We start from the raw sequence: 23,341 nt of genomic DNA on the forward strand, positions 1-23,341 counted from the left end.
GGCGACAGCCCCCGCCCTTCGCTCCGCTTCGGGCGGCCAGCGGAAAAACCTCTTTGCCTCGCTGAAAAAAACCTAACGTACTTTAATGAGTCCTGAGCCTAGCCCCGGACGCCGGGTCCGGGAGACACAGGGACCCGGAGCTTGTGGCTCCGGGTCCCTGCCGTATGTGAGTGGTTCGGTGAGCGTGGATCGCGGCGTCGCCGTTCATGTCGGAAGGGTGATGCGCGGCAGGCGCATCAGTAAGGGATGTGCGTTCCTGAAAAAACGGCCGCTATTGGGCGGGCGCCCCTTCATCGGGCTGCACAAGCGCCAGCGCCAGCCGGGGCGCTGAAAGGATCGGTCCCGATCGCCCGTCGCCCACGCGACGGCGCACGAAACCGGCCATGTCCAGCGCCACCGCCGCGTCATTGGGGACGAAGCGGCTGGCGTTTTTGTTGTCCTTGAGAATGTCGAGATATCTGTCGATTTTTGAAAGGTCCTGATCGTTTCCGGGAGGCTCGTCGGGCCGCTTTATCAGCGGCTCAAGGGATGTGTGATTCAGAATCAGCGACATGTCCATTCCTCCTTGAATGGTTCACTGCTTCCCTGCAGACGGATGGCGCCGAATCCCCGCGCGTGCGCGGGTTCTCCTCTTTCCCCACTCAACATCGGTCTTATCGGCCTGAATCGCGCGGCCATTAGGGCGGTGCGGATATTTTCATCGCCAGACCACCCGGCGGCGGTGCGGAAAAATTCCCCCCCTGCCGGGAAGGCGCCGGCGGCTCCCGGCAGGGGGAACCGCCGGCGGCCGGCGTCAGCGCATGAGCGCGGGCAGGAAGGTGATGATGGACGGGAAATAGGTCAGGATGACCAGGTCCACCAGCAGCATGAGCAGATAGGGCATGACCTTGGCGGTCACCTTGTCGATGGAGATGCCGGTGATGGAGGCCACCACGAAGAGATCCAGCCCCACCGGCGGCGTGATGCAGCCGATAGCCAGGTTGACCACCATGAGCACGCCGAAGAACATGGGATCGATGCCAAGCCCGAGGGCCACGGGCAGCAGGATGGGCGTGAGGATGACCACCGCGGCCGAGGCGTTGATGAGCGTGCCGATGAAGAGCAGGAGCACGTTGACGAGCATCAGGAACACCAGCGGGCTGTCCGTGAGCGTGGCAAAGCTCGCGGCCAGCATGTGCGGCACCTGGGCGTTGGTCAGGATCCAGCCGAAGAGGTTGGCCGCGCCCACCACGAACATGATCATGGTGGTGTTGTAGGCCGCGCTGAGCAGGGTGCGCGGCAGGTCCTTGAGCGTCAGCTCGCGGTAGATGAAGAAGCCCACGAAGGCGCCATACACCGCAGCCACGGCGGCGGCCTCGGTGGGCGTGAACATGCCGGAATAGATGCCGCCCAGGATGATGACCGGCATCATGAGCGCCCAGAAGCATTCCCTGAAGGAGCGCGCCATGCGCCGCAGCGAAAACTGCCCCTCGCCCTTGTAGCCGTTCTTTTTGGAGATGACCCAGCTCACCACGCACATGGTCACGCCCATGAGGATGCCGGGCACGAAGCCGGCCATGAAGAGGTCGGCGATGGAGGTGTTGGCGATGGAGCCGTACACGACCATGGTGATGGACGGCGGAATAACGATGCCCACGGTGCCGCCGCTGGCTACCACGGCCGCGGCGAAGGAGCGCGGGTAGCCCCGCCGTTCCATCTCGTCGATCATGGAGGCGCCGATGGCGGCCGTCGTGGCGGCGGAGGAGCCGGAGAGCGCGGCGAAGAACATGCCCGCCACGGCCACCACCAGGGCGAGGCCGCCGGCGAGCGCGCCCACGAGGGCCATGGAAAAGTCCACGATGCGCCTGGTGACGCCGCCCTCGCTCATGAAGGCCCCGGCCAGCATGAAGAACGGCACGGCCATGAAGGAAAACGAGTCCACGGACGTGAACATGCGCTGCACCACCACGATGAGCGGCATGTCAAGCACGCCATAGAGCACGATGGCGGACGAAAGCCCGAGTCCCACGCCAATGGACGCCCCCGTGGCGAGGATGAGCACAAAGGAGGTGAGGATGACCCAGAGCGTCATGGCGGCCTCCTACTTCGTCTCTGCCGCGGGCGTGCGGAGAACGCCGGCGAGGTTGGCGAGAACATAGACGAGCATGACGGCGCAGCCGAAGGGAATGACCACATAGACCCAGGACATGGGGATCATCATGGCCGGAGAGGTCTGGTAGCGGGCGAGCATGACCATGCGGCCGCCTTCCCAGACCATGATGCCGAGAAAGACGATGCTGAACACGTCGGCGCAGATATTGAGAAATTTCAGCGTCGCGCCCTTGACGCGGCTCGTCAGCGTCTCGATGCACATGTGGCCGCCGTGGCGGGCCACCAGGGGAAGCGAGAGAAATACCACCCAGACGAAGAGATAGCGCGCCAGTTCTTCGCCGAAATAGGGCGTCCAGCCGAAAACGTAGCGGGTGATGACCTGGCCGAAGACCAGGAAGAGCATGGCCCCGTTGGCGAGGATGACGAGCGCCTTGAGCACGGCGTCCAGCGCATTGAAAAGTCTGGTCATGGAAGTCTCCGTTGCATGGGTCGTTGGGAATGGGGACGGCTGCGCGCCGACGGCGCGCTCCCCGTTTTGGAGCGCGCGCCGCCGGCGGCGTGTCGGGATGCACCGGGATCGTGCCTTCCCGGAGCGTCGGGACATGTCCCTACTTGATGTCCTGGATGGCCTTGATGTTCTTGTCGCCGAAGCGCTTGGTGTAGATGTCCCACACCGGGCGCGTGGCCTTGGCGAACGCTTCCTTGTCCACGTCGTCATTGACCTGGGTGGTGCCGCTGTCCTTGATCTGCTGGAGGAACTTGCCTTCAAGGTCGCGGCAGAGCTGGCGCTCCCAGTCGCGGGTGTCTTCGGCGGCCTTTTTGAGGATCTGCTGCTGCTCGGGCGTGAGCTTGTTCCAGGCCGTCTTGCTGATGAGCAGCGGCTCGGAGGCATAGGTGTGCCCGGAAAGCGAGAGGTACTTCTGCACTTCGTTGAAGCGCTTGGTGGCGATGTGCGCCAGCGGATTCTCCTGCCCGTCGATGACGCCCTTCTGGAGCGCGGTGTACAGCTCGCTCATTGCCATGGGCGTGGGGCTGGCGCCGAGGGACTTCATCATCTCGATATAGACGGGCTGCTCCATGACGCGGAACTTGAGTCCCTTCATGTCCGCCGGGGTCTTGATGGGGCGGGCGTTGTTGGTCATGTGGCGCACGCCGTTCTCCCAGATGGCGAGGGTGATCATGCCGCGGTCCTCGCCCTTCTTGGCAAGGTCCATGCCCACGGTGTCCAGCGCCTTGTAGGCGTGGTTCACGTCGCGGAAAATGAAGGGCAGGTCGAAGACCGCCACTTCGGGCACAAAGTTGCCGAGCACGGCGGTACCCGTGAGGGTCATGTCAACGGTGCCGAAGCCGAGGCCCTCCACGAGGTCGCGCTGGTTGCCCAGCTGGCTGGAGGGATAGACCTTGATGTCGATCTCGCCGTTGCTGCGCTCCTTGACGAGTTTGGCAAAGTGGTCGGCGCCCTGGCCGTAGGGGTTCTCGGGTTCGGCGATGTGGCCGAGCTTGAGCGTGACCGGAGCCGCCATGGTCAGGGACGCGCCGAGCAGCAGGGCCGCAACGGCGCCGAAAATGGTACGGAACATGCGCTTCCTCCATTTGAGTATGAATGCGCGCCCGAAATGGCGCATATGCAGGGTACTGGAACAAGCTTTATCCCTTGCGCGTTTTTCTGGCAAGGAATTTTCCGGCGCCGGCGCTCAGGCGGAGAGCTTCAGCCTGCGGGTACGGATGAACCCGTCCACCAGATCGAAGACCAGGTCGTTGCCGCAGAAGGTGCCCCTGGAGATGGCGGCCCGGAACTCCGGCAGGCGCGCCTCGAAAGCGCGGAGAAGGTCCGGTTCCAGGCGCGGCAGGTCGGCCTGCATGCCATAGCCCAGGCGCTCCAGATACAGGGCATTGAACCGCTGTTCCACCATGGCCCTGATGGGCAGGGAGAGGATGGGCTTGCCCAGGTGGAGGGCCTCGCCCATGAGCGTGTGGCCGCCGCCCTGGATGACGTAGGCGCAGCCCGCGAGCAGGCGGAGGAATTCCTCCTCGCTCTTGCGCTTGAAGATGACATTGCCCTCCCGCCCTTCCTCGCGCGCATAGCCATAGACATAACAGGTGCGCGTGGTGGCCGCGCGGAGGATGTCGATGAGCTTCCGGTGCGTGGAATTGCTCTGGTAAACGAGCACATGCCCCTCGTCGCGCGGGGCGAGGGCGAGCACCCGCTCCCGGAGGATGGGCGGCGCGATGCGCGTGGTCGCGGCGTAGCGCGGCAGCAGCGGCGGCGCATACAGGGAGATGATGAGGTTGGCATCCGTGGGCCGGAAGAGCCAGCGGGGCGTCAGCCCCTGCAGGAAGGCGTCCCAGCGCATGTTGGCCGGCAGGTCATGGCGGCAGGACGTGATGATGTGCTGGTGGTCGAGGGTGAGGCAGGGCAGTCCGGCGCGTTCCGCCGCGCGCGGAACAAAGTATTCCAGGTCCGTCATGCAGACGTCCGGGCGGAAGTCGTCGATCAGGCGCAGGGCCTCGCCGATGTGCCGTTCCTGGTGAAGGAGCAGCGGCACGGCCCGGGCCACCGTGGCGCCCAGATCCACCTTGTAGTTCCGGAAGACCGTGCCGAGATTGGGCAGGCGGCGCACGCGAAATTCCGGCTCCAGCACGCGGGCCGCGTCATCGTTGGCTACGAAGAGGAAGTCGTGTTCCGGCAGACGGCGCGCCAGGGTCAGGCCACGCATGGCGTGGCCGTGACCTGTGCCGTGGATGCCGTAAAGGACGCGTGCCATGGACGTTCCGTTAGAGCATTTTGCGATTGAAGTTGCTCAATCGGTTTCAGAAAATCTCAATATGTCCAGTTAGCATGTAATTTCAGCATGTTATCTGGACATATTTGTCTTATACCATCCACCAAAATCCCCCTGAATCCGGAAAATCCGTTGGTAGACATGCTGGTAGTCTTTTGGTAGGTCGGAGCTGTCAATGATGGCATTTCCCAAGGCCGGACAGTACCACCTCCGACCTTGGGAAACTGGGAAGGATACTCCCTCCCGCTACCGTCATATTTCCTGTAATCCATTGTAGCGGAATGATTTATCAGGAATATGCTGGTAGCAGTCAGTCCAACCGTACCAAAAAACACCAGACTGGAGGTGGGTGGATGAAACTGACCGACACATTCATACGGCATGTCGCGGCCAACGGCAAGGTGCAGAAGCATTCGGACGGCGGGGGCCTGTTCCTCTATGTCACGCCTACGGGCAAAAAGTCATGGCGACTGGCGTACCGCTTCGCGGGCAAACAGAAGCTCATTTCCCTTGGGCCGTATCCGTCCGTGAGCCTGCGCGAAGCGCGGGAAAAACGCGAGGATGCCAAGAAGCTGCTGCGGGAGCATATTGACCCCAGCCAGGCACGGCGGCAGGCCAGAGAAGCGGCGGCGGAAGCGGCCCGCAATTCCTTTGAGGATGTGGCGCGTGAATGGTACGCCAAGTATTCGATAAAGTGGGTTCCCTCATACCGGAAAACGGTCATCCGCATCCTGGAGGAAAACCTCTTCCCCTCTGTGGGCAAGCGTCCCATCAACGCCATCACGTCAAGGGAGTTGCTGACCGTTCTCCGGCGGGTGGAGGAACGGGGCGCGCTGACCATTGCCCACAAGGCGTTGCGTGATACCGGACGGATATTCCGTTATGCCGTTGTTACCGGCAGGGCGGAACACGACATTGCCGCCGATCTACGTGGCGCTCTCGCCCCTGCTGTCAACGGCCATCATGCGGCCATTACCGACCCCGCCGCCGTGGGTGAACTACTGCGTAAGATTTATGCCTATGAGGGGAACTTTTTCATTTCCCGCGCCCTTCGTCTTGCGCCCTTGGTGTTTGTCCGGGGCAATGAGCTGATCCGCGCGGAGTGGGCGGAAGTCAATCTTGAGGCGGGGGAGTGGCGCATTCCGGCAGAACGGATGAAGATGAAGCAGATACATATGGTGCCGCTCTCGCGTCAGGCCCTGGCGATTTTCCGGGAACTGCACGAGAAAAGCGGCGGGGGACGATTTGTCTTTCCAGGCAGCCGTACGGAAAATGGCGGCCCCATGTACAGGGGAGGTCCACTGCGCGTTCTGCGGCAAATCGGCTGCGCCACCGGCGAACATACCTTTCACGGTTTCCGATCCATGGCGTCCACGCTTCTGAACGAGCTTGGCTATAACTCGGACTGGATAGAACGGCAGCTTGCCCACTGCGAACGCAACGGTGTCCGTGCCGCATACAACTATGCCGAGTATCTGCCGGAACGGCGGCGCATGGTTCAGGAGTATGCTGACTATCTGGACACATTACGCGAAAAGGCACAACAGGCGGCATAAAAGGCAAGACACGCCCCCCAACCCTGTTCCAGAGATTCTCTCCTGAGGACAGGGCCTTTTATATCTATGCAGGATAGTTATATTTTATGAAAAGAACACTTGAAACCAGATAAATTCAAAAAGCTGTCAAGCAAAAAAAATGGATCACATTTACTCTTGAGGGGTCTTCCCGGACATTATTGGACTATGTTTTCGACAACTGCCGACAGCATCGAAAAATCCCATGATACACTTTGAAAAATCAGTATGGAGGTTCCCCATGTTCGATATGGAAAACGAATCCCTTTTGCGCCTGCCGCAGGTGCTGAAAATAGTTCCCATCAGCAAAAGCGCATGGTGGCAGGGCTGCAAGGATGGACGTTACCCCAAGCCGATAAAGCTGGGGCCGCGAACGACTGTATGGAAGGCTTCGGATATTGCCGCTTTCATGCGACAACTTCCCCGATATCCTGTTCGGGAGGAAATCCGCGAGGCATAAAACAGCTATGAGTGGGGCATCTGCCCCATTCCCCAAAGCGGCGCGGCCAAGGCATGAATCTTAACCGCGCCGCTTCCTTTTGCATCATTCCTCGTCCGGGCTTTCCTGCTTCCCCATTTCCCCCGCGTCACCGGGAAGATCCGTGTCTTTTCCCGACCCTTCTCCATCCGTTACAAGCTCCGGTTTCGGAGCTTTCTCAAACAGTCCTTCCAGCCTGGCAAGCGGAACCGATACCCCGACATCCGCCAGCAAGTCCCGTATGTCCCGCAGCGTGTAGCCCTGCCGCATGGCCTTTTTGATGTCGTTGACCAGAAATTCCGCGACTTCCCCGCGAGTCTTTCTCGCCTCTTTTACCGGCAGACTGCGGAGCTTTTTCCGGGCGGCCTCTATCTGTTCCATTGTATAGCGTCGAGCTGTTGCCACAAGCATCACCTTTCTTGTCAAAAATTCCTTTTCCTTTCCCATACCACGGTAAAAATTTTATTGACAACTTTTCTTACCGGACAAATGCGTACCAAACTGGATAAATACGGACGCTATTCCACAAATACGGACAATTCCTTTTTTGCACTTTTTCATCTTCTAATCCTATTTCCGCCGGAATGTATTGTTCAAGGAAAAACAATACCGTCTTTTTGTCTTTTTCTCTGGCCTTCAAGCGCATTTTTCATCTATGCTTGCGCCAAAAGAGGAAGCATGGCGCAACTGATGCGCCAGCCGAAGGGTGAAGGTAGTGTTCCAGAGACTGAGGAGCGTTCTTCTTTACAGGATGGTAGCTGTCTGACAACAGCTCGCATCCTGCCAAAGGCTTCGCCTCTGGACTCCAAAGAGCGTTCGGCGCTTCGCTTCTCACGCTCGCAAAAAGGCAGGAAAGGCAGATGGAAAAGCGGAAGGCGGCAAACAGATTTCAGAGGCGACGGACGCTCCGGCTTACCGTCGAGGAAGATGAAAGAATAGCCCAACAGGCCAACACCGCCGGAATCTCCGTTTCCGAGTACATGCGGCGGCTGTTCTTCGGCGGCAGGCCCATCATCGCCAGAACGGACGACCAGACCATCCGGGAATTGCGGCGGCTTGGGGGACTGCTCAAGCATCATTTTGACGTGGTGAAGCGGACGGGAAGCGCGGCCACCCTCGCGGAACTGTACGCCGCCTTGCGGGAAGTCCGGCGAGCCATTGAAGCCCTGAGCGAAAGAAGATGATTGTCAAAAAGCTCAAGCGCACCAGCTTCAAGAAATTCAAGTCCACCATGATTGGCGGTTTGGTGGACTATATCCTTGCCGAACACGACGACACGGGCAAGGACAAGCTCGCCTATGCCGGAAGCAGAAACTTTCTGACCACGACTATTGCCGCACAAAAAAGGGAGATGATTTCCCTTGCCGAGGAATCCATCCAGAGCAAAATGCCGGTCACGCACTGGATTCTGTCATGGCAGGAAAACGAACAGCCTACCCGCGAACAGGTGGATGAAGCGGTCAGTCTCTTTCTCCGGGGAATGGGCCTTGCCGAACATCAGACGCTCTATGCCCTGCACAAAAACACGGGCAACTATCACATGCACATTGTTGTGAATCGGACGCATCCCTACACGCAAAAAGTTGTGCAACCCCATAGAGGTTTCGATATCGAGGCGGCGCACAAGATTGTTGCCGAAATCGAACACAGACAGGGGTGGGCGTCGCAGATGAACGCCCGCTATCGCGTCAATGAACAAGGGCATGTGGTCAAAAACATCCAGCGGCGGGAACAGGTAAAACCCAAGCCCAAGGCCGAGGACTTTGAAAGCGCCACGGGCGAAAAGTCCGCACAGCGCATTGCCCAGGAACGCGGCCATGCCGTCATCCAGAACGCCACATGCTGGGAAGAACTTCACGCCGGGCTGGATGCCGTCGGTCTGCGTTTTTCCCGCAAGGACTCCGGCGCGGTGATTTTTGTGGGCGACACGGCGGTCAAGGCGTCCAGCATGGACAGGAATTTCAGTATGTCCAGGCTGTGCAAGCGGCTCGGCGAGTACAAGCCGGGCTACTACTCTCAGCGGACATTCAAGAAGCCCGCTCCGGAGCCGGTCAGCCATGTATGCCGAGAGGAATGGCAGGAGTATCAGAAGGATCGGCAAAGGCTGGCCGAGGAACAATATTACGCCAGGGTAAAACTGGAGGAAGAACGGGAAGCGCTGGAACGGCGGCAGAAAGAGCGCCGTGAGGCGGCTACAGTCCGTCTTGCTCAGCACGGGCTTTCTGTGTTGAACATTGCCCGGCATTTCCTGAAGGAACAGGAACGGGAAGAGAAAGCGGCGTTGCGGGACAGGCAGTCTCAAGCAGAAAAACCGGAGTGGCTCCCCCGCTTCAAGCACTGGCTGGGCAAGCGCAGTCCGCATCTTGGCAATCTGTGGCGTTTTCGGAGAAGGATCGCTCCCGGCGTGGAGGTCAGGAAACGCGAGTTCCCCAGGGTCGGTACATTGGCTTCCCCGTATGCCGCCTACCGGGAAATGGTCAAAAAGCGTTTTCCCGAAAAGATGGATGAATCACGGCTGGACGCGGCCATTGCCCTGTACATGCGCTGCGCCGGATACACGCCGCAGGAGGTAGCCAACGAAGTATTCAGACACGCCTCCGCCCGCCCCAACGGGCAGAACTGTGATGAACGGATAGAGTACGGGCGCAGGGTGGTCTGGTACGCCTTTGGAACGGCGGGAGATATTGATATTGCAAATGTGCAGCCTACAGAGGAGGATATTCAAAGATTCAACAGAGAAGCCGAGGACATGGAGTGTGATAGGATACATTATGAAACACGCGAAAGACTGGCGCGTCCAGCCTTCCGGTTACGATGATTTTCCAGCGGGATCCCGCATTGCCTGACGGGAATAGATAAGCTATACGCGAACCGCACGGCTGCTTCTTTTCACTCGACTGCCTGCGCTCGGCGCGGCGCAAGCCGGAAAAGGAGCACGGCCATGAGATGTTTGATCATGGTCTCGCTTATCGCCCTGGTTGTGGCACTGTTGCTGGCGTCGGACGCCAGATAGCAGAATGCCCCAGCCCATTGTAGCGATGGGCCGGGGCTGTGAAAAAATGAAACCTCGGAAGCCGTGCGGGGCGCTGTAACGCGCCGCGCCAGCTCCGGTTTCTGTTGGTAGCAGGAACCGGAGTTCCCTTTTTCTATAAGCCTTCATTTCCGGCTTGGCAAGTGCCACAAGGCTCATTTAGTCTTTGCAGAGTCCCGTCAATGGCTGTGCTGATGCCTTCCTGGGTATAGAAATTTCCGTTGTCCAGAGCATGAGTCTTGAGTACGCGCTCGAAATCCGCAATCGTTGTCGCTCCCGGCCCGCACGGATGACTCCAGAAGGCGTCCAGCGACATTTCCGCGCTATTCACCGCCAGACCAGGCATGGCGTAGATGGATGTGTCCACGCAGTAGACCGGCTTGCTCCGGGGCGGGGCGGAAATCTCAATGGTGGAGTTCAGTACCACCACGCCCAGGCTTCTGCCCATCATCTTATGCGCCTTGCCGCCTTCGACGAAATGTACCCGGTCGCTGATGCCGCTGGTTGCGGCGGATGAGGCCAAGGCCGTTATCCAGCGGGTGATTGCGAATAAGGATGAATGATATGGGCATCCGATCGGCCAATCGCCTAACTGCTTGATGCAATGCAGGAAAAGGGGATGCTCCTTACGACAAAGGCTGCACTCGCATGGAAACAAAGTCCATCAACGGCCAGAATATCCGTGGGGGCCGGATTCAGGCTCCCAAGCTGACTGGGACAAGCAGAGAAGAAGGAAAAGCCTGCGTCTGTGACATCGCCGGATACACCGGCGATTCTGCTGGATGATGAGGCATTTTGAAGGGATGGAGGAGGCTCTGCAGGGCAATGTCGGCAAAGCCTCCATCCTAAAAGGGCTGTGCAGGTATGCGGTATGTACGCTGGGAAATATGACGAAAGAATATCCCGAAATTCTGCAGAAAAAAAGTTGTCGTACAAGCGCACGGCGCACATGGTGTCCGACACTCTGCCCCACAGATTTACTGAGCGTTTTTTCAAAAACTTTATCAAACCTGCGGGGCAGGTTATACAACAATGGGGAGGCCAAAGACAACAGGGGTTCAGCATCCCCCCTCAGTCAGCAGGCGCTGTCTGATAAAAGAATCAACGGTCATCCGGTTTACCCCAAAAATTTTGGCTATCCTTGTTTTGGGCACCTTTCTTTGCAGGAGGGAGCGAATGGCCTCCTCCTGGCCTGATAATTTTACCTTGCTGGATTTGCGCCCTTTTGGGCGTCCCAGCACAACGCCCTCAGCGCGTTTGCGTGCCAGAGCCTCTCGCGTCCGCTGACTAATAAGATTGCGCTCAATCTCTGCAGAGAGGCCGAAGGCAAAGGCTAACACTTTGCTCTGGATGTCTTCTCCGAGCCGATAGTTATCCTTGATCGTCCACACTTTACATTCCCGGCTCATGCACAGATTAAGGATTTCCATAATCATGAAGAGATTACGCCCCAGACGTGATAGTTCGGCGCAAATAATGAGGTCGTCCTTCTTCACCTTTTTAAGCAGTTTGCCAAGCTCACGTTTATCATAGTTTTTCACGCCGCTTATGGTCTCCTCAATCCAGCCATCAACCTGAAGATTATGTATTTTGGCAAAATTACCAATCTCAAAGCGTTGATTTTCCACAGTTTGCTTGTCACTGCTTACCCTGATGTAGCCATAAATCATCGTTTCGCCTCAGCGTTAAAAGTTTGCGATGGAGGGATTTTTTGGAATACGGGGAGGAGAGGCAAGAGAAAATGCCAAAAAATTTCGAGCGAATACATCGAGCATAATCCCGTATTCACTCAATTTGAGGTCGGGCAGTCCTGGGCCATTCTTTCGCCCATAGAGGCATCCATTAAGCGCAAGATTGAGGCGATAGGGACGCCACTCAGGGATTGGGATGTGCGTATAAATTATGGTATCAAAACGGGTTATAACGAAGCATTTATAATTAGTGGTGCAAAAAAAGATGAGCTGATCGCGCAGGATCCGAAATCAGCCGAAATTATTCGACCGATTTTGAGGGGCAAGGACATCAAGAGATATTACTATAAATTTGCTGATCAATGGGTAATTGCAACATTCCCAAGTCGTAGATATAATATAGAAAGTTATCCTGCAGTGAAAAAACATTTACTCTCATTTGGTAGGCAACGCCTTGAGCAAACGGGAAGAGAATATGAAATTGATGGGATAAAGGTTAAAGCACGAAAAAAGACAAATAATAAATGGTTCGAAACACAAGATAGTATAAGTTATTGGGACGAATAATTTCGGCTGATTTCGGGTCTTCTGCTATTAATTCGTCTTTCTTGGCCCCATCAATGATGAATGCTTCATTACAACCGGTCAGAATGCCGCGATAAATTTTTACGCCCCAATCCCTGAGTGGCGTCCCTATCGCCTCAATCTTGCGCTTAATGGATGCCTCTATGGGCGAAAGAATGGCCCAGGACTGCCCGACCTCAAATTGAGTGAATACGGGATTATGCTCGATGTATTCGCTCATATTATTCGAGCAATCTTCTTTAATCACGCATGCTCTGATAACATCGTCAGAGCTACCCTTTTCAAAAATCATAATATTGACATCAACTGTTGCAGAATCAAAAACCTTGCTGCCAGCAAAATCGATAAGCTGTATCGTACGCGTGTTCTTTAAAAAGAAATCCCGCAACGCTTTGCCATACGCAGCTCGCATCCATTTATTTGAAGTGATAAATGCTAAGATTCCATATTTCTTCAAAAGATTAAAACCAAGCTCATAAAAAAGGCAATAAACATCTCCAGTACTTGCAAACGTTTTGTAATCGGGTTTTAATTTTTTTACGGAAGCATCCATCCCTTGAATTTGGATGTAAGGAGGATTGCCAATTAAAATATCAAAACTTCCTGCAGTGTTTGCAAAATCGATATACCAGTCGAAATTTCCAATATCTCCACATTTATCACGAAGTTCAGAAATTTTTGTTCTTAGTTCTTCTTTCCTTTCGTGATCAGTTATATTAAAGAATCCATGTTGGAGTTCGATGATACGCTTGCGAATTTCCCGGTTAAAAAGAGGATTTGTATCCTTTTTGCTATTGGCAGCATCCAAAGAGTTGCCGACCATGATTTTATAATCAAGGTTTGGCAGCGGCTTAATCCTATCAAAATCATTTTCATCTACTACGAGCGATAACCAAAGCCGGAGCTTCGCAATATCCACTGATGCCGGATCAATATCAACCCCATGGATGCTCTCTGCTATGGTATGTCGCTTCAAGTCGTAGGCGGAAAGCTTTTCGGGGAACTGCTCCTGGTAAGCGTTGCGAAGAGCTGAGCGCGCGCGAACAATTTCATGCATCATGCCAACGGCAAACGCGCCGGAACCAATCGCCGGGTCACAGACTTTCACCCGCGCAAGCGCCCTATCAAGTTGTTGGGCGTATTTCTTGATGGAAGGAGGAAATTTACAGCTCGATTCTGAGCCGTATTCTTTACTCCTTTCAATGTTAGCCTTTTTCGTTTTTTCATCCCATGTCTGTTCATCATTACGGATAAAAATATTGATATCCGCCAAGTCAAGAAGTTTCTCTCTCTTCCAGCGAACAACGCTCTTTTCTTTTGTCTTTACCCCTGGCAAGGAAGTTTGCCCCTTTTGGGGCATCCCCGGTAATTGTGGAGCTTCTTCTACATACACAGGAACAAGATTAATGGCGCGATCAAGGTATTGGATGAGGCTCTCACGACACATATAATGCACGATATGGCGTGGGGTGTAGAATGTTCCCCTTTCGCGTCGCTCCCCTACGTCCAGCAGCCCTTCAAAAACTTTGCCGAGCATTTCTGGATCAACGGCCACCTCGCTTTCAAGCGGCTCATCTTCCCGAACAGTAAAATTGAATCGATCAAACGTAGCAAAAAGCTTTTCAAAAAAACTATTAGGGATATGCAGCCGGATCGTCTTCCAGTCATATCCGTTGAGGGGTTCAAATAGGCCGCCATTAAGGAAGGGGATACGACAGCCCAGGCGGGGGAAGAAATGAGCGTCTGCGCTTCTATCAGTAGCCAACGCTTCATAGAAAAGCGGATTCAGGCACTCTGAGAAAAAATCTTTTGCGTGATGATTCCTGAAAAGATTCTGAAGGAAGTCATGGGGACCACACCCCCACTTTTGCCCCTTGTCAACTCCCAGCCAGCCTTTTTTTTGCAAAAAATAGAGAAATACAATTTGACCAAGCATTCTTTTGGCGTAAACATCTGCCTTGATATGGTTCGTCGCGAATGCTTCATGTAATTGAGCATTCTTATCAATGTCATTTTGAATAATACTAGAGAGTTCAAGATAGAGGCTTTTATATTCCTTGAAGAATTCTTTAGTTACGCGCTCTACGCTAAAGGCATCACGAATGCGGGTAAATGATTCCTTATCTTCATTCTGCAATAAATCTACGAATTGCTGTTCAGCAGTATGGCTTAATTCATTTTCGCCAACGAGAAATGAGGATCGTTTAGGTTCCGATAAGGTTGCCTGTATGCTCCCATCTCTAAAAATATAATCTTTATAGACGAGGGAGAATCGCCAATCTGGAACGCCATCAGCATGAAAGGCAACAAGAGCGGCATCTTTAATTGTGCCACCACGCGCACCGTTAAGATAGCTCGCTATAAATTGACGCTGTGTGACACGGGCGTTGCGGAGGTTTGCAGGATTTTTTAATTTCACAACAAGTACATCAATTTTTTTATCCTTACGTAATTTAGCAATTCTCTTATATGAAGCAATGTACTTTTGAAAATCTTGGCGAATATAGGCAGATGTGTTAAAACCTTCCTGCAATCGTTCAGCATCAGGAAGAATATTTGCCACAAGTTGACGGAACGACTTTTCATCATACGAATGGCCTAGGCTCGCCTGGACAAGACGCTGAGATTCTTCTGGGGTAATATTCATATTTCGCCTCCTGTAGAAGGAGCCAGATATTGAGCGAGGACAATCAGTTTATGACTTTTTTTCTGAGTGGGTACAGTCGGTTGGCCTTGGTTTTCAAGGATGGTTTCGGGCAAAATCTTTTGAAACGCACTTACCATCGCAAGAGGCGTGGCATAGCTGCGCTTACAAGCGGCCGAAAGGGCTTGTATGGTTTTTTTGCCTATTGCCTCTTGTTCAACAGCAGCATAAAGCAAATTAAGATAGCCGGCTTCACTTTTGGATAGCACTGACATATTCTTTAGGCCATTAATGATGTCAAGTAATTTTCTAATTTGGGGAGTGAGCCGTGTTGAGGTTTGCATCTCAACTTCATCACTTTCCAAAAAGACTCTCGCAGTTTTCAGACGGTCATAATAGTCATGAGGTAACTTTGCCCTTTTTTCAGTTTGAGACACTTGAAAAAGAGGCGCAGCTTCAAGAAATGTTAATTCGCGTACGCCTTCGTCAACGGCGATAAATTTCTTCAAGAAGCCTTCACGAAAAAAGAAAATTGTTGTGTCAGGGCAAACGGAACTTATATACGCGGAACGAGCCTTGAGAGGGAGTTTTTTGATTTTTTCAAAAAGCTTGGGGTCATCATCGCGAACCTGCCGAATAACCTGCAAATATTCTAATTCTGAATCCTCGCTATCGTCTTCCACAAGCTTGGTTAATCTTCCCAAAAGCCCATGAGGGTCTGGATGCTCATCTTCAAAAAGGATTTTGTTATCATTGCCCAGAACGGCATTAAAAGCAGTGATTTTTCGATTAATGTTGGCATTCAATCCCAAATGTGCGTCTGCCTGAGCAGTTGGGAAAAAATTGAAGATAAATAGCTTCTCATGTGCAGTGCCCACTCGATTTATCCTCCCAAGGCGCTGCATAACACGGGTGGGATTCCAAGGAAGGTCATAATTCACTATCCTTCCCGCTTGGTGCAAGTTCATGCCTTCGGCGAGGATGTCTGTAGTCAGCAGGATATGGACTTGATCCGAAGGCTCCACAGCTGCCGGGTCAAAATTATTTTTTATCTTGGCACGAGCTTCGCCGACAGAGAGTATTCTGCCCTCATATATCCCGTTCTTACTGGAGAAAAGCATGGATCTTCCAGGTAAGGCTTTTTCCAGGTTCGAATAGAGATACTCTGCCGTCTCTCTTGATTCTGTAAACACCAGCAAACGCTGGTTCATAAGTTCAGCATTATTCTGCAAACTCTCATAAAAAATATCATATTTTGGATCTTTGTCGATATTTTCCCAAATCTTCGCAATTTGATATAAACCATCCAAATCACTCTTCAGCAATTCCCCGTAGTCATCACTGAAATCATCAGTTGTAAATCTTTCAATATTTTTTTGCTCAAGAATATTCTCAAAATCAGCTTGATCTTCAAGATCAAGAAGCTCTCCAACATCAATATTTTTCCCAATATATATACTTCCTTTATCCCATGCGTCTATGAATCCTTCATACGATGCAATCATTCTGCCAATAGTTTTTTTAAACGCATAGAAACTGCTCTCAAGGCGTTTAACTAGAAGTGTTTTAATGAAGTTAAGTATATTACGTTGGCTTAATTTTTGAATCTGTGTTATCTCTTCCTTAAGAAACAAAAGGGGTGAATAACGAACATATTTAATAGATTTTAATAATTTTATCGTTTTTTTGAAGGAGCAATCAAGTTGGTCATCGAATTCATAAATCAGCGAGACAGGAGGAGCAATAGTAGAAAATATTAATGCATTTTTGTTTACGTCATTTTTGAAGTATTTACTCACCTCACTTCTTGTTCTACGAATCATGATATGCTTCAATATTTTATCACGTACCTCGCCTACAATGAGTTCCGATTTCTTTTTAAAGTCTTCTGAGTATGAATCAAGGCTCTTCAATTCTTCTTCTTTTTTATAAAAAAAGGCATCCAGATTTTTAATACCAGGAATTGTACTTTGTTTCCCAGCTTGGAAGAGTTTTATTTGAGCGAGAATATCCTGAAGCCGATTATTATATGGCGTGGCAGAAACAAGAATAACTTTCTTACCCAAACAGATTTTTTTCAAAATATCATAACTTTGAGTGTTTTCGTTTCGATATCGATGTGATTCATCAATAAGAATTATCTGATATTTTGATATTTCTGTAGATGTTATCTCTGCAATTTTCCCTGAAGAAATGACCTTAAAGGGATGAACGGAAAATAATCCTAAAGTTTCTTCCCAATATGGTTTTAATATTGGCGGGCATATGATGAGCTTCCTGCCAGCTAAATTCTGTAACAGCATTGCAGATATAAAAGTTTTTCCAAGGCCAACAACATCAGCAAGGAATACACCATTATGGATATTTAGTATTTTTCTTGCAGCAACTACTGCCTGTTTTTGATATTCAAGTTCTCTATACTCATCGGGAAGCATAGATGTGTCGAATTCATCGATATTAATATCCTCCTTAAAATATTCATAGAGGAATTTTAAATAAAGCTCATACGGGGTAATATCGTTGTTATACCAAGTTTTATTACAGACAGTAACTTTAAACTCCTCTGTCAAGTCAACTGATTCATCCCATAATTTATTAAACCGCTGGCTTGCAAACTTCACGTCCCCAGGATCACGTAACTCAACATTAAATTCACGTTGAGCTGTCAAGCCAGAATACGAGAAATTGCTCGATCCGGTTATCACACAGCCGGAGGTAGCCTGATCCTCCTTATAGTGGAGGATGTAGACTTTTGCATGGATATTCCGACTTGGATGTCCGCGAATCTCTATACGTCCCTCATGTAAAAACTTCATGAACTGGGATATTGAATCCTCAGTTTCCTGGGTTTCCGGGGCCGCCTCCATTTCGTGCTGGATGGCTGAAGAGTATTCCGCATGGATCTCGGCATTGGAATAAACTGGGGGCAGCATAAGGGTGTCATGTGCCATTGCCGCATCCACAATTTCAGCATCTGTATTGAGACCTACCAGAATACGGATTTTTTCCACATCTGACAGTGATTGGGCCAGCATGGAAAAACCGCTTGCGCGAAAATATCCAGCCAGGATGTCGAAGTTACGGGAATGGGCAAGGACGCTTTTAAAGCGCTCCAACAGCTTATCATCAGCTTCATTAGTAAAGAATTTAGTATCTATTGTCATATATTTGCGCTGTTATGCACGAGGTTTCTGAGTTAGGCATCCGTGAAAACATCCGTACCGGATTATCAAATAGCCCAATTTCACTTTAATATACCTGTCAGTTGTGACAGGATGAGAGCCTTCTGGCAAGCCCCCTAGGCATGTGCCGCACTTTCCTTCAGCGCGTCTACAACCCATGCATTTAGGCTTTTTCCCGATACCGCAGCCGCTGAAGCAATCATGCGGTGAATTTCCGGGGTCATGCGAACCGTAAGACGGCCGGAATAGGGCTTCTCTGGTTCAAGACCTCGTTCCCGGCAGACTTCAAGCCATGCGTCAACAGAACGGGCAAACTCTTCCCGAAGTTCCGCAGTGGTCTTGCCATAAAAGGTTATAGGGCTGGAAACATTGACAACGCAGCCCAAAAAGCTGTCTATGTCTGCGTCATAATCAATTTTTGCCATAAAGCCCTTATGTTCCATCGTTGCCATTGCTATTTCCTCTCTGGCGTATAGCCCAGGCTTGTGAGCCATTGGCGGATCACATTTATTGCGCCCTTGTCCGTCATGGGCGATGGATGCGGCCTGTGAAAAATGGCGGGCATCTGACCAGGAAAAATGACGGCAACGCGGGAGCCTTCCCGCTCCTCAATGACCGCGCCGAGCGCTACGAACAGGGCTTGAATGTCTTTCCAGCGGATAGTGCCGCTAACAGGCCGCCGGAAGATGGCCTGTAAGGTGTCGTGATGTTTTCGGCTGATGTCCATATGGAGCAAGTGTCATTTTTTGGTGCTGGCGTCAATGGGTGAGACCGACCAGCGACAGCGCAATCATTAGTGCGGCACAGCGTGGCTTTGTGCCTCGAAAGTCTCATCTACACGAGACCCGAGAAACAGAAAATGCCGGGAGGCATTTCACCTGCCCGGCATTTGGAAACTGACCATTGAAAGCTGATATAATCCTCTACAAGCCAGAAAGAATGTTGGTATTGCAGTTGGTATAAATATTTCATAAAGGTATTTTTACAATATATTTCACAATATTATAAAAATAAAACAACTTGCGATTGAAAATAGCCATTTTCAATCGCGGCGTCGCCTGCCATTTCGCGTCCAGAACGCGGTCTGGACGCTCATTCGGCGCGGGCGACAGCTACCACTGTCGCCAGAGCGGTTTGGATACTTTCAATACCAAACCGCTCTAGAGCATTTTGCTGAGGAAAATATCCGTCGTGCGGATATTTTCCCAAGGTCTCGCCGCCGTCATTTCCCCGCGGAGCGGGACAAGCGTGGAAAAGCGTGGCATTCCGCCGCAGGAGGGCGCGGGCGTCCGCTCCGTTTCCGCGATTCCCTTGCGAAAACGCCCTAGAACGGAACCTCGTCCATGCCCGACGCTTCGGACGGAAATGCCGGACCCAGATCCTCGTCCTGCTGCTGCCCCCTGGCGCGGGGCGCGGCGCCGCCGGACGCGGCGTTCCTGCCCGCGCCGCCCTGGCGGCCGCTCTGGGTGCGCTGGCCGCGCGGCTCCTGCCGCGGGGAGCCGCCGTCGCCCCAGTCGTCAGTGGGCGCGCCGTCCGGCGCCGGGCCGCGTTCGCCCTTCCTGTCCAGGAACTGGACGCGCTGGGCCTTGATCTCCGTGGTGTAGCGGTCCTGACCGCTCTGGTCCTGCCATTTGCGCGTCTGGAGGCTGCCCTCCACATAGACGAGGCTGCCCTTGCCGAGATAATTGGCGCAGTTTTCCGCCTGGCGCTGGAACACGGAAACGCGGTGCCATTCGGTGCGTTCCACCTTGTTGCCGTCCCTGTCGGTGTAGGATTCGTCCGTTGCCACATTGAGCGTCGCCACCGGGGAGCCGCTCTGGGTGTAGCGGAGTTCCGGGTCGCGGCCGAGGCGGCCGATGATCATGACCTTGTTCAGCATGTGGACTCCTGCGCGCGGGGCGGCCGCGCGCCGTCAAGAAGATGATGCCATGGGGCGGGACTGCGCCGCCGCCCGTCTGCGCCGGAAGGGCGGCCCTTCACTCGATATAGGCGCGCTCCAGGGCGTCCAGCGCGTCTTCCAGGTCGTCGCTCAGGGCATTGGCCCTGCGCGGGTCCCAGTCCGCCAGGGCGGCTTCAAGCTCGGCCTTGAGGCGCGCGGCTTCGCGGATGCCGGGACCCATGCCCCGCTTTCTGGCTTCAGACCACTTCATGAAGCGCAGCCCCTCGTCCAGGCGGCGCACAAGTTCAAGCACGCCGCGCTCCTCGCTTTTTACCGGCACCGACCCTGCCAGCCGGACGAGACTCGGCCAGTACTCTTCCACGAGACCTTCGTTCCAGGTGACGGCGCTTACCCTGATTTGCAGTACCTTGCCCATGGGGGACTCCGTTCACTCCGTTTCCGTCCACTCTGTCTGGACGCGCATGATGACGTCCTGAATGGCCGGCAACTGGTCGCGCGGGCAGACGCCGATGAGCGGCGCGCCCGCGTCCATGTTTTCGTTATAGGTGAAATAGACCGAATAGATGACGCCCTCCGGGCCGGAATAGCGCAGGGGCGCCTCGCGTTTCATGCGCGACATGATGAGCAGTTCCATGCCGTCGCGCACGGCCACGGAATGGGCGTCCGACGCGCGGATCTTCTTGTCCACCTCGGGGGTGAAATAATACTTGGCCCGTTCCGGCGCGCAGAACAGGTGGAGCGCCTTGCGGAGGATGATGCCCTGCACCTCCTCGCGGGTGAGCTTGTGACGCAGGACGGCCAGTTCCGTCCCCGCCTCCACAAAGGTCCCTTCCCGTTCGCCGCGCACCGCCGAGATCTCGCCTTTTTCCGGCACGCAGATGGGCTTGGGGTTGCGCTCGCGCTCCAGCGTCGCCACGAGGGTCCCGGGTTTTTCCTTCCATTGCCCCTGCGGGCCGTGCACCTTGTCGCCCGGCGTGAGTCCGGCAAAGGTCACCCTGCCGGTATGCGGAGCGGCGATGACGATCTCCCGGTAGGGGGAGGCCTTGATCTCGTCGAGCAGCGCGGAAATGTCGATCATGCCTGTCCTGCGGTTGCGGGGGCCGCAATGTACGGCCCGCTAGCGGTAAGAGAGGTTCCTGCCGCCGATGGTCATCAGAGCCTGCTTGAGATTGGCGCGGATCTGCCGCCTGTCCCAGATGCCCTGGATGTGCCCGCGCGAGAGCGCGCGGTAGGAACGGTGGTACTTGGGCGGGATGTCCATGCCGGTGGTCTCCTTGATGACGCCCGGCCCCGCAAAGCCGATGTTGGAGGAACGCACCGCGAACTGGTAGGGCGAACACCCGAGAAAGCTCGCCACCGGCCCGGCGAAGGAATTGGTGTCGTACAGCACCATGTACAGGCCGCCGGATTCGATATAGCGGCGCACGGCAACGGTGCAGCGCGGCATCTGGATGACGCCGTGGGTGCCCTCCTGGATGCGGATGCCCGCCGTGCCGTGGACATAGGCGAGGAAGGGCTGGCGTTTCTTGGCGGCCCGTTCCGCGGCCTCCACAAACTTGAAGCCCTCGGCCGCGCCCACGGAGCCGCCGCGGAAGGTGCCCATGAGCATGGCGACGACCATCTTGATATTGTCGATGCGCGCCTCGAAGGTCATGCAGCCGCTCTTGGCGCCGGTCTTTTTCTGCGCGGCGGCGATGCGCTCGGCAAAACCGGGAAAGTTCAGCGGGTTGCCCGCTTCGATCTCGCTGTTGAACTCGAAGACCGAGCCTTCATCGAACACGTTTTTCACATACCATTCCGGCTCCATGGGGAAGTGGTAGCCGCAGTGGCTGCACACGCCGGCAAATTCCGCGAACAGGTCCGGTCCCCAGAGGTCGAGGCAGCCGTAGGAGGCGCTGTTGGGGCAGGTCACGGCGCGGTCGATCTTGTAGCGCGGCGAGATGTAGTTCCACTTGCGACGGCGCCCGTCGCCCGACCAGGCCGAAAGCGCGGTAAGCTCGTTGGCCGCGTCATCCTTGTCCTTGCGCGAGCCGGCAAGCCTGTGCCAGGGCGAGAACAGGCGCGCCTTGAAGGTCTCCCATTCATTGCCCATCTCTTCCATGAAGCCGCTGACCTTGCGCCGGTGCTTGCGGTAAAAATCGTACTTGAAGGCCACCCAGGGCTTTGTGGCCCAGTCCCAGAAGGCCGCGGCCGTCTTGGCGAGAAAGGGGCGCCTGTCCCGCGCGGCATTGCGCGAGAGCCGGAGGAACTTCTGCTGGCGGCGTTCCCTCAGGCGGCTCTTGGCCGCAGGCGAAAGGCCCCAGCGCATGTGCATTTCGTCAAGATTGGCCTCGGGGTTGCGGCGGCGCGAAAGCGCAAGGCCCCGGAACATGGGGTTGCGGGTGGAGATGACCACCTCGTCCGTGGCGCGGAGCACCTCCTGCCGGAGGGTGCGGAAAAAGTCGAAGTGCCAGGGCCGCGCGCCCAGGGGCGGCTCCTGCACGATGCGGTCGATGTAGCCGAAGCGCAGGTTGTCCTCGGCGGTGATGTGCAGGTTTTCGGCGCAATGCTCGATGAGCTGCGGCGTGGCGCGCTCGCCGGCCTTGAGGTGCCCCTCGATGGCCGCCGCGCCCTCGGGCGAGATGACGGAATAGTAGCCGTGCGAGAGCATGAGGCGCCTGTCCGCCAGGCCGATGGCCTCGGCGCCGCCGGAGCCGCCCTCGGAAATGACGGCCACCACCGGCACCCTGAGTCCGGCCATGCCGTAGATGTTGCGGGCGATCTGCTGGGCCGCGCCGGGGTAGTCCTCGATGGGGTAGGAGCCGGGCGTGAAAATGTAGGCGTGGATGGGGATGCCTTCGGTCTCGGCCACGCGCATGTACTGGAGGGCCTTGGCATTGCCCCAGGGCTTGACCGAGCCGCCGTTGCGGAATTCCGCGCCGTGGCCCTTTTCCTGGCCGATGACGAGCACCGACTGCCGGTAGGATTTCTTGCCCCGGCGCCGGATGATGACCGCGCGCGCGATGAGCATGCTCGGGTCCAGGCTGTGCTCGTCCTGACCGCCCACCTCGGTGAAGTTGTCGTAGACGTTTTCGAGGATGTCCCGCAGGCAGATGCGTTGCGGATGGCGGACGATGCGTACCCTGTCCATGGGCGTGATCTCGTTTTCGAGGCGCCGTTCCACATAGGAGAACAGGTCCTCCACCGTGGCGAGTTCGGCAAAGGGATCGTCCAGGGCGCCTTCGGCCACGCGGGTCTCAAAGCCGTCCAGCCGTTCGCGCAGGAGGTCCGCGTTGTCCGCGTGCTTGCCCGCGAAGATGTCCTGCATGTAGGCGAGCCTGTCGCGCAGGCTCTGGATGCGTTTTGCGATATTGTTGTCCATTGGCGTCGCCCTTTGCTGGCG

At 54.7% G+C, this 23,341-nt stretch carries 22 protein-coding genes; 6 read left to right on the forward strand and 16 right to left on the reverse strand.

What is annotated here, in order from left to right; genetic code table 11:
* Positions 1–271: 271 nt before the first annotated feature.
* From QZ294_RS05985 to QZ294_RS06005, 5 genes are all read right to left on the reverse strand, one after another.
* Positions 272–553: a hypothetical protein gene (locus tag QZ294_RS05985; protein WP_297047956.1), complete on the reverse strand. Its 282-nt coding sequence runs from the start codon at positions 551–553 to the stop codon at positions 272–274.
* A 240-nt stretch (positions 554–793) separates the two neighbouring features.
* Positions 794–2,071 carry a TRAP transporter large permease gene (locus QZ294_RS05990; RefSeq protein ID WP_297047958.1) on the reverse strand — a complete coding sequence of 426 codons (1,278 nt, stop codon included), beginning with the start codon at positions 2,069–2,071 and terminating at the stop codon, positions 794–796.
* 9 nt (positions 2,072–2,080) lie between these two features.
* A complete protein-coding gene (locus QZ294_RS05995) occupies positions 2,081–2,560 on the reverse strand; it encodes a TRAP transporter small permease (protein WP_297047960.1) in 480 nt (159 codons plus the stop codon).
* A 139-nt stretch (positions 2,561–2,699) separates the two neighbouring features.
* A complete protein-coding gene (locus QZ294_RS06000) occupies positions 2,700–3,671 on the reverse strand; it encodes a DctP family TRAP transporter solute-binding subunit (protein ID WP_297047962.1) in 972 nt (323 codons plus the stop codon).
* A gap of 114 nt (positions 3,672–3,785) precedes the next feature.
* Positions 3,786–4,856, reverse strand: coding sequence for a glycosyltransferase family protein (locus tag QZ294_RS06005; RefSeq protein ID WP_297047964.1), 1,071 nt, complete (start codon positions 4,854–4,856; stop codon positions 3,786–3,788).
* A 299-nt stretch (positions 4,857–5,155) separates the two neighbouring features.
* On the opposite strand from QZ294_RS06005, the gene QZ294_RS06010 reads away from it, so the two are divergent.
* Both QZ294_RS06010 and QZ294_RS06015 read left to right on the forward strand, forming a co-directional pair.
* Positions 5,156–6,430, forward strand: a complete 1,275-nt coding sequence (locus tag QZ294_RS06010; protein WP_366140575.1) for an integrase arm-type DNA-binding domain-containing protein — start codon at positions 5,156–5,158, stop codon at positions 6,428–6,430.
* A gap of 259 nt (positions 6,431–6,689) precedes the next feature.
* Positions 6,690–6,908 (forward strand): AlpA family transcriptional regulator, encoded by a 219-nt coding sequence (locus QZ294_RS06015; RefSeq protein ID WP_297047966.1) that lies wholly within the window; start codon positions 6,690–6,692, stop codon positions 6,906–6,908.
* 84 nt (positions 6,909–6,992) lie between these two features.
* On the opposite strand, the gene QZ294_RS06020 is transcribed toward QZ294_RS06015, so the two are convergent.
* The gene (locus QZ294_RS06020) at positions 6,993–7,307 is read right to left on the reverse strand and encodes a hypothetical protein (protein WP_297047968.1); all 315 of its coding nucleotides are present in this window, start codon (positions 7,305–7,307) and stop codon (positions 6,993–6,995) included.
* Positions 7,308–7,415: 108 nt separating this feature from the next.
* On the opposite strand from QZ294_RS06020, the gene QZ294_RS06025 reads away from it, so the two are divergent.
* Genes QZ294_RS06025 through QZ294_RS06035 form a run of 3 tightly spaced genes read left to right on the forward strand, consistent with a single transcriptional unit; the run spans position 7,416 to position 9,744 of the window.
* Complete coding sequence (locus tag QZ294_RS06025) at positions 7,416–7,865, forward strand: hypothetical protein (protein WP_297047970.1); 450 nt, start codon at positions 7,416–7,418, stop codon at positions 7,863–7,865.
* Between the two features lie 41 nt (positions 7,866–7,906).
* Positions 7,907–8,110 carry a hypothetical protein gene (locus QZ294_RS06030; RefSeq protein ID WP_297047972.1) on the forward strand — a complete coding sequence of 68 codons (204 nt, stop codon included), beginning with the start codon at positions 7,907–7,909 and terminating at the stop codon, positions 8,108–8,110.
* On the forward strand, positions 8,107–9,744 hold the full coding sequence (locus QZ294_RS06035) for a relaxase/mobilization nuclease domain-containing protein (RefSeq protein ID WP_297047974.1): 1,638 nt from the start codon (positions 8,107–8,109) through the stop codon (positions 9,742–9,744). The genes QZ294_RS06030 and QZ294_RS06035 overlap by 4 nt, the downstream gene beginning before the upstream one ends.
* Before the next feature lie 328 nt (positions 9,745–10,072).
* On the opposite strand, the gene QZ294_RS06040 is transcribed toward QZ294_RS06035, so the two are convergent.
* Complete coding sequence (locus QZ294_RS06040) at positions 10,073–10,480, reverse strand: hypothetical protein (protein WP_297047976.1); 408 nt, start codon at positions 10,478–10,480, stop codon at positions 10,073–10,075.
* Between the two features lie 535 nt (positions 10,481–11,015).
* Positions 11,016–11,627: a master DNA invertase Mpi family serine-type recombinase gene (locus QZ294_RS06045; protein ID WP_297047979.1), complete on the reverse strand. Its 612-nt coding sequence runs from the start codon at positions 11,625–11,627 to the stop codon at positions 11,016–11,018.
* Between the two features lie 219 nt (positions 11,628–11,846).
* Here QZ294_RS06045 and QZ294_RS06050 point away from each other — a divergent pair, with 219 nt between their 5' ends.
* Entirely contained in the window at positions 11,847–12,215 is a 369-nt protein-coding gene (locus QZ294_RS06050) for a hypothetical protein (RefSeq protein WP_297047981.1), read from the forward strand.
* Here QZ294_RS06050 and QZ294_RS06055 read toward each other — a convergent pair.
* The 8 genes from QZ294_RS06055 to QZ294_RS06090 form a co-directional block, all read right to left on the reverse strand.
* Entirely contained in the window at positions 12,145–14,880 is a 2,736-nt protein-coding gene (locus QZ294_RS06055; protein ID WP_297047983.1) for an Eco57I restriction-modification methylase domain-containing protein, read from the reverse strand. The two genes, QZ294_RS06050 and QZ294_RS06055, sit on opposite strands and share 71 nt — an antisense overlap.
* Complete coding sequence (locus QZ294_RS06060; protein ID WP_297047985.1) at positions 14,877–18,041, reverse strand: helicase-related protein; 3,165 nt, start codon at positions 18,039–18,041, stop codon at positions 14,877–14,879. The genes QZ294_RS06055 and QZ294_RS06060 overlap by 4 nt, the downstream gene beginning before the upstream one ends.
* A 134-nt stretch (positions 18,042–18,175) precedes the next feature.
* The gene (locus QZ294_RS06065) at positions 18,176–18,511 is read right to left on the reverse strand and encodes a type II toxin-antitoxin system HicB family antitoxin (protein WP_297047987.1); all 336 of its coding nucleotides are present in this window, start codon (positions 18,509–18,511) and stop codon (positions 18,176–18,178) included.
* A 2-nt stretch (positions 18,512–18,513) separates the two neighbouring features.
* On the reverse strand, positions 18,514–18,786 hold the full coding sequence (locus QZ294_RS06070) for a type II toxin-antitoxin system HicA family toxin (RefSeq protein WP_297047988.1): 273 nt from the start codon (positions 18,784–18,786) through the stop codon (positions 18,514–18,516).
* Positions 18,787–19,383: 597 nt separating this feature from the next.
* On the reverse strand, positions 19,384–19,938 hold the full coding sequence (locus QZ294_RS06075; RefSeq protein WP_297047990.1) for a single-stranded DNA-binding protein: 555 nt from the start codon (positions 19,936–19,938) through the stop codon (positions 19,384–19,386).
* Positions 19,939–20,035: 97 nt separating this feature from the next.
* Positions 20,036–20,374 carry a hypothetical protein gene (locus QZ294_RS06080; RefSeq protein WP_297047993.1) on the reverse strand — a complete coding sequence of 113 codons (339 nt, stop codon included), beginning with the start codon at positions 20,372–20,374 and terminating at the stop codon, positions 20,036–20,038.
* A 12-nt stretch (positions 20,375–20,386) separates the two neighbouring features.
* A complete protein-coding gene (locus QZ294_RS06085; protein ID WP_297047995.1) occupies positions 20,387–21,037 on the reverse strand; it encodes a biotin attachment protein in 651 nt (216 codons plus the stop codon).
* A gap of 39 nt (positions 21,038–21,076) precedes the next feature.
* Positions 21,077–23,320: an acetyl-CoA carboxylase carboxyl transferase subunit alpha/beta gene (locus QZ294_RS06090; protein ID WP_297047997.1), complete on the reverse strand. Its 2,244-nt coding sequence runs from the start codon at positions 23,318–23,320 to the stop codon at positions 21,077–21,079.
* Positions 23,321–23,341 lie beyond the last annotated feature (21 nt).

This window comes from uncultured Desulfovibrio sp., from assembly GCF_910584445.1.
In the GTDB taxonomy this organism is placed as follows: Bacteria; Desulfobacterota; Desulfovibrionia; order Desulfovibrionales; family Desulfovibrionaceae; genus Desulfovibrio.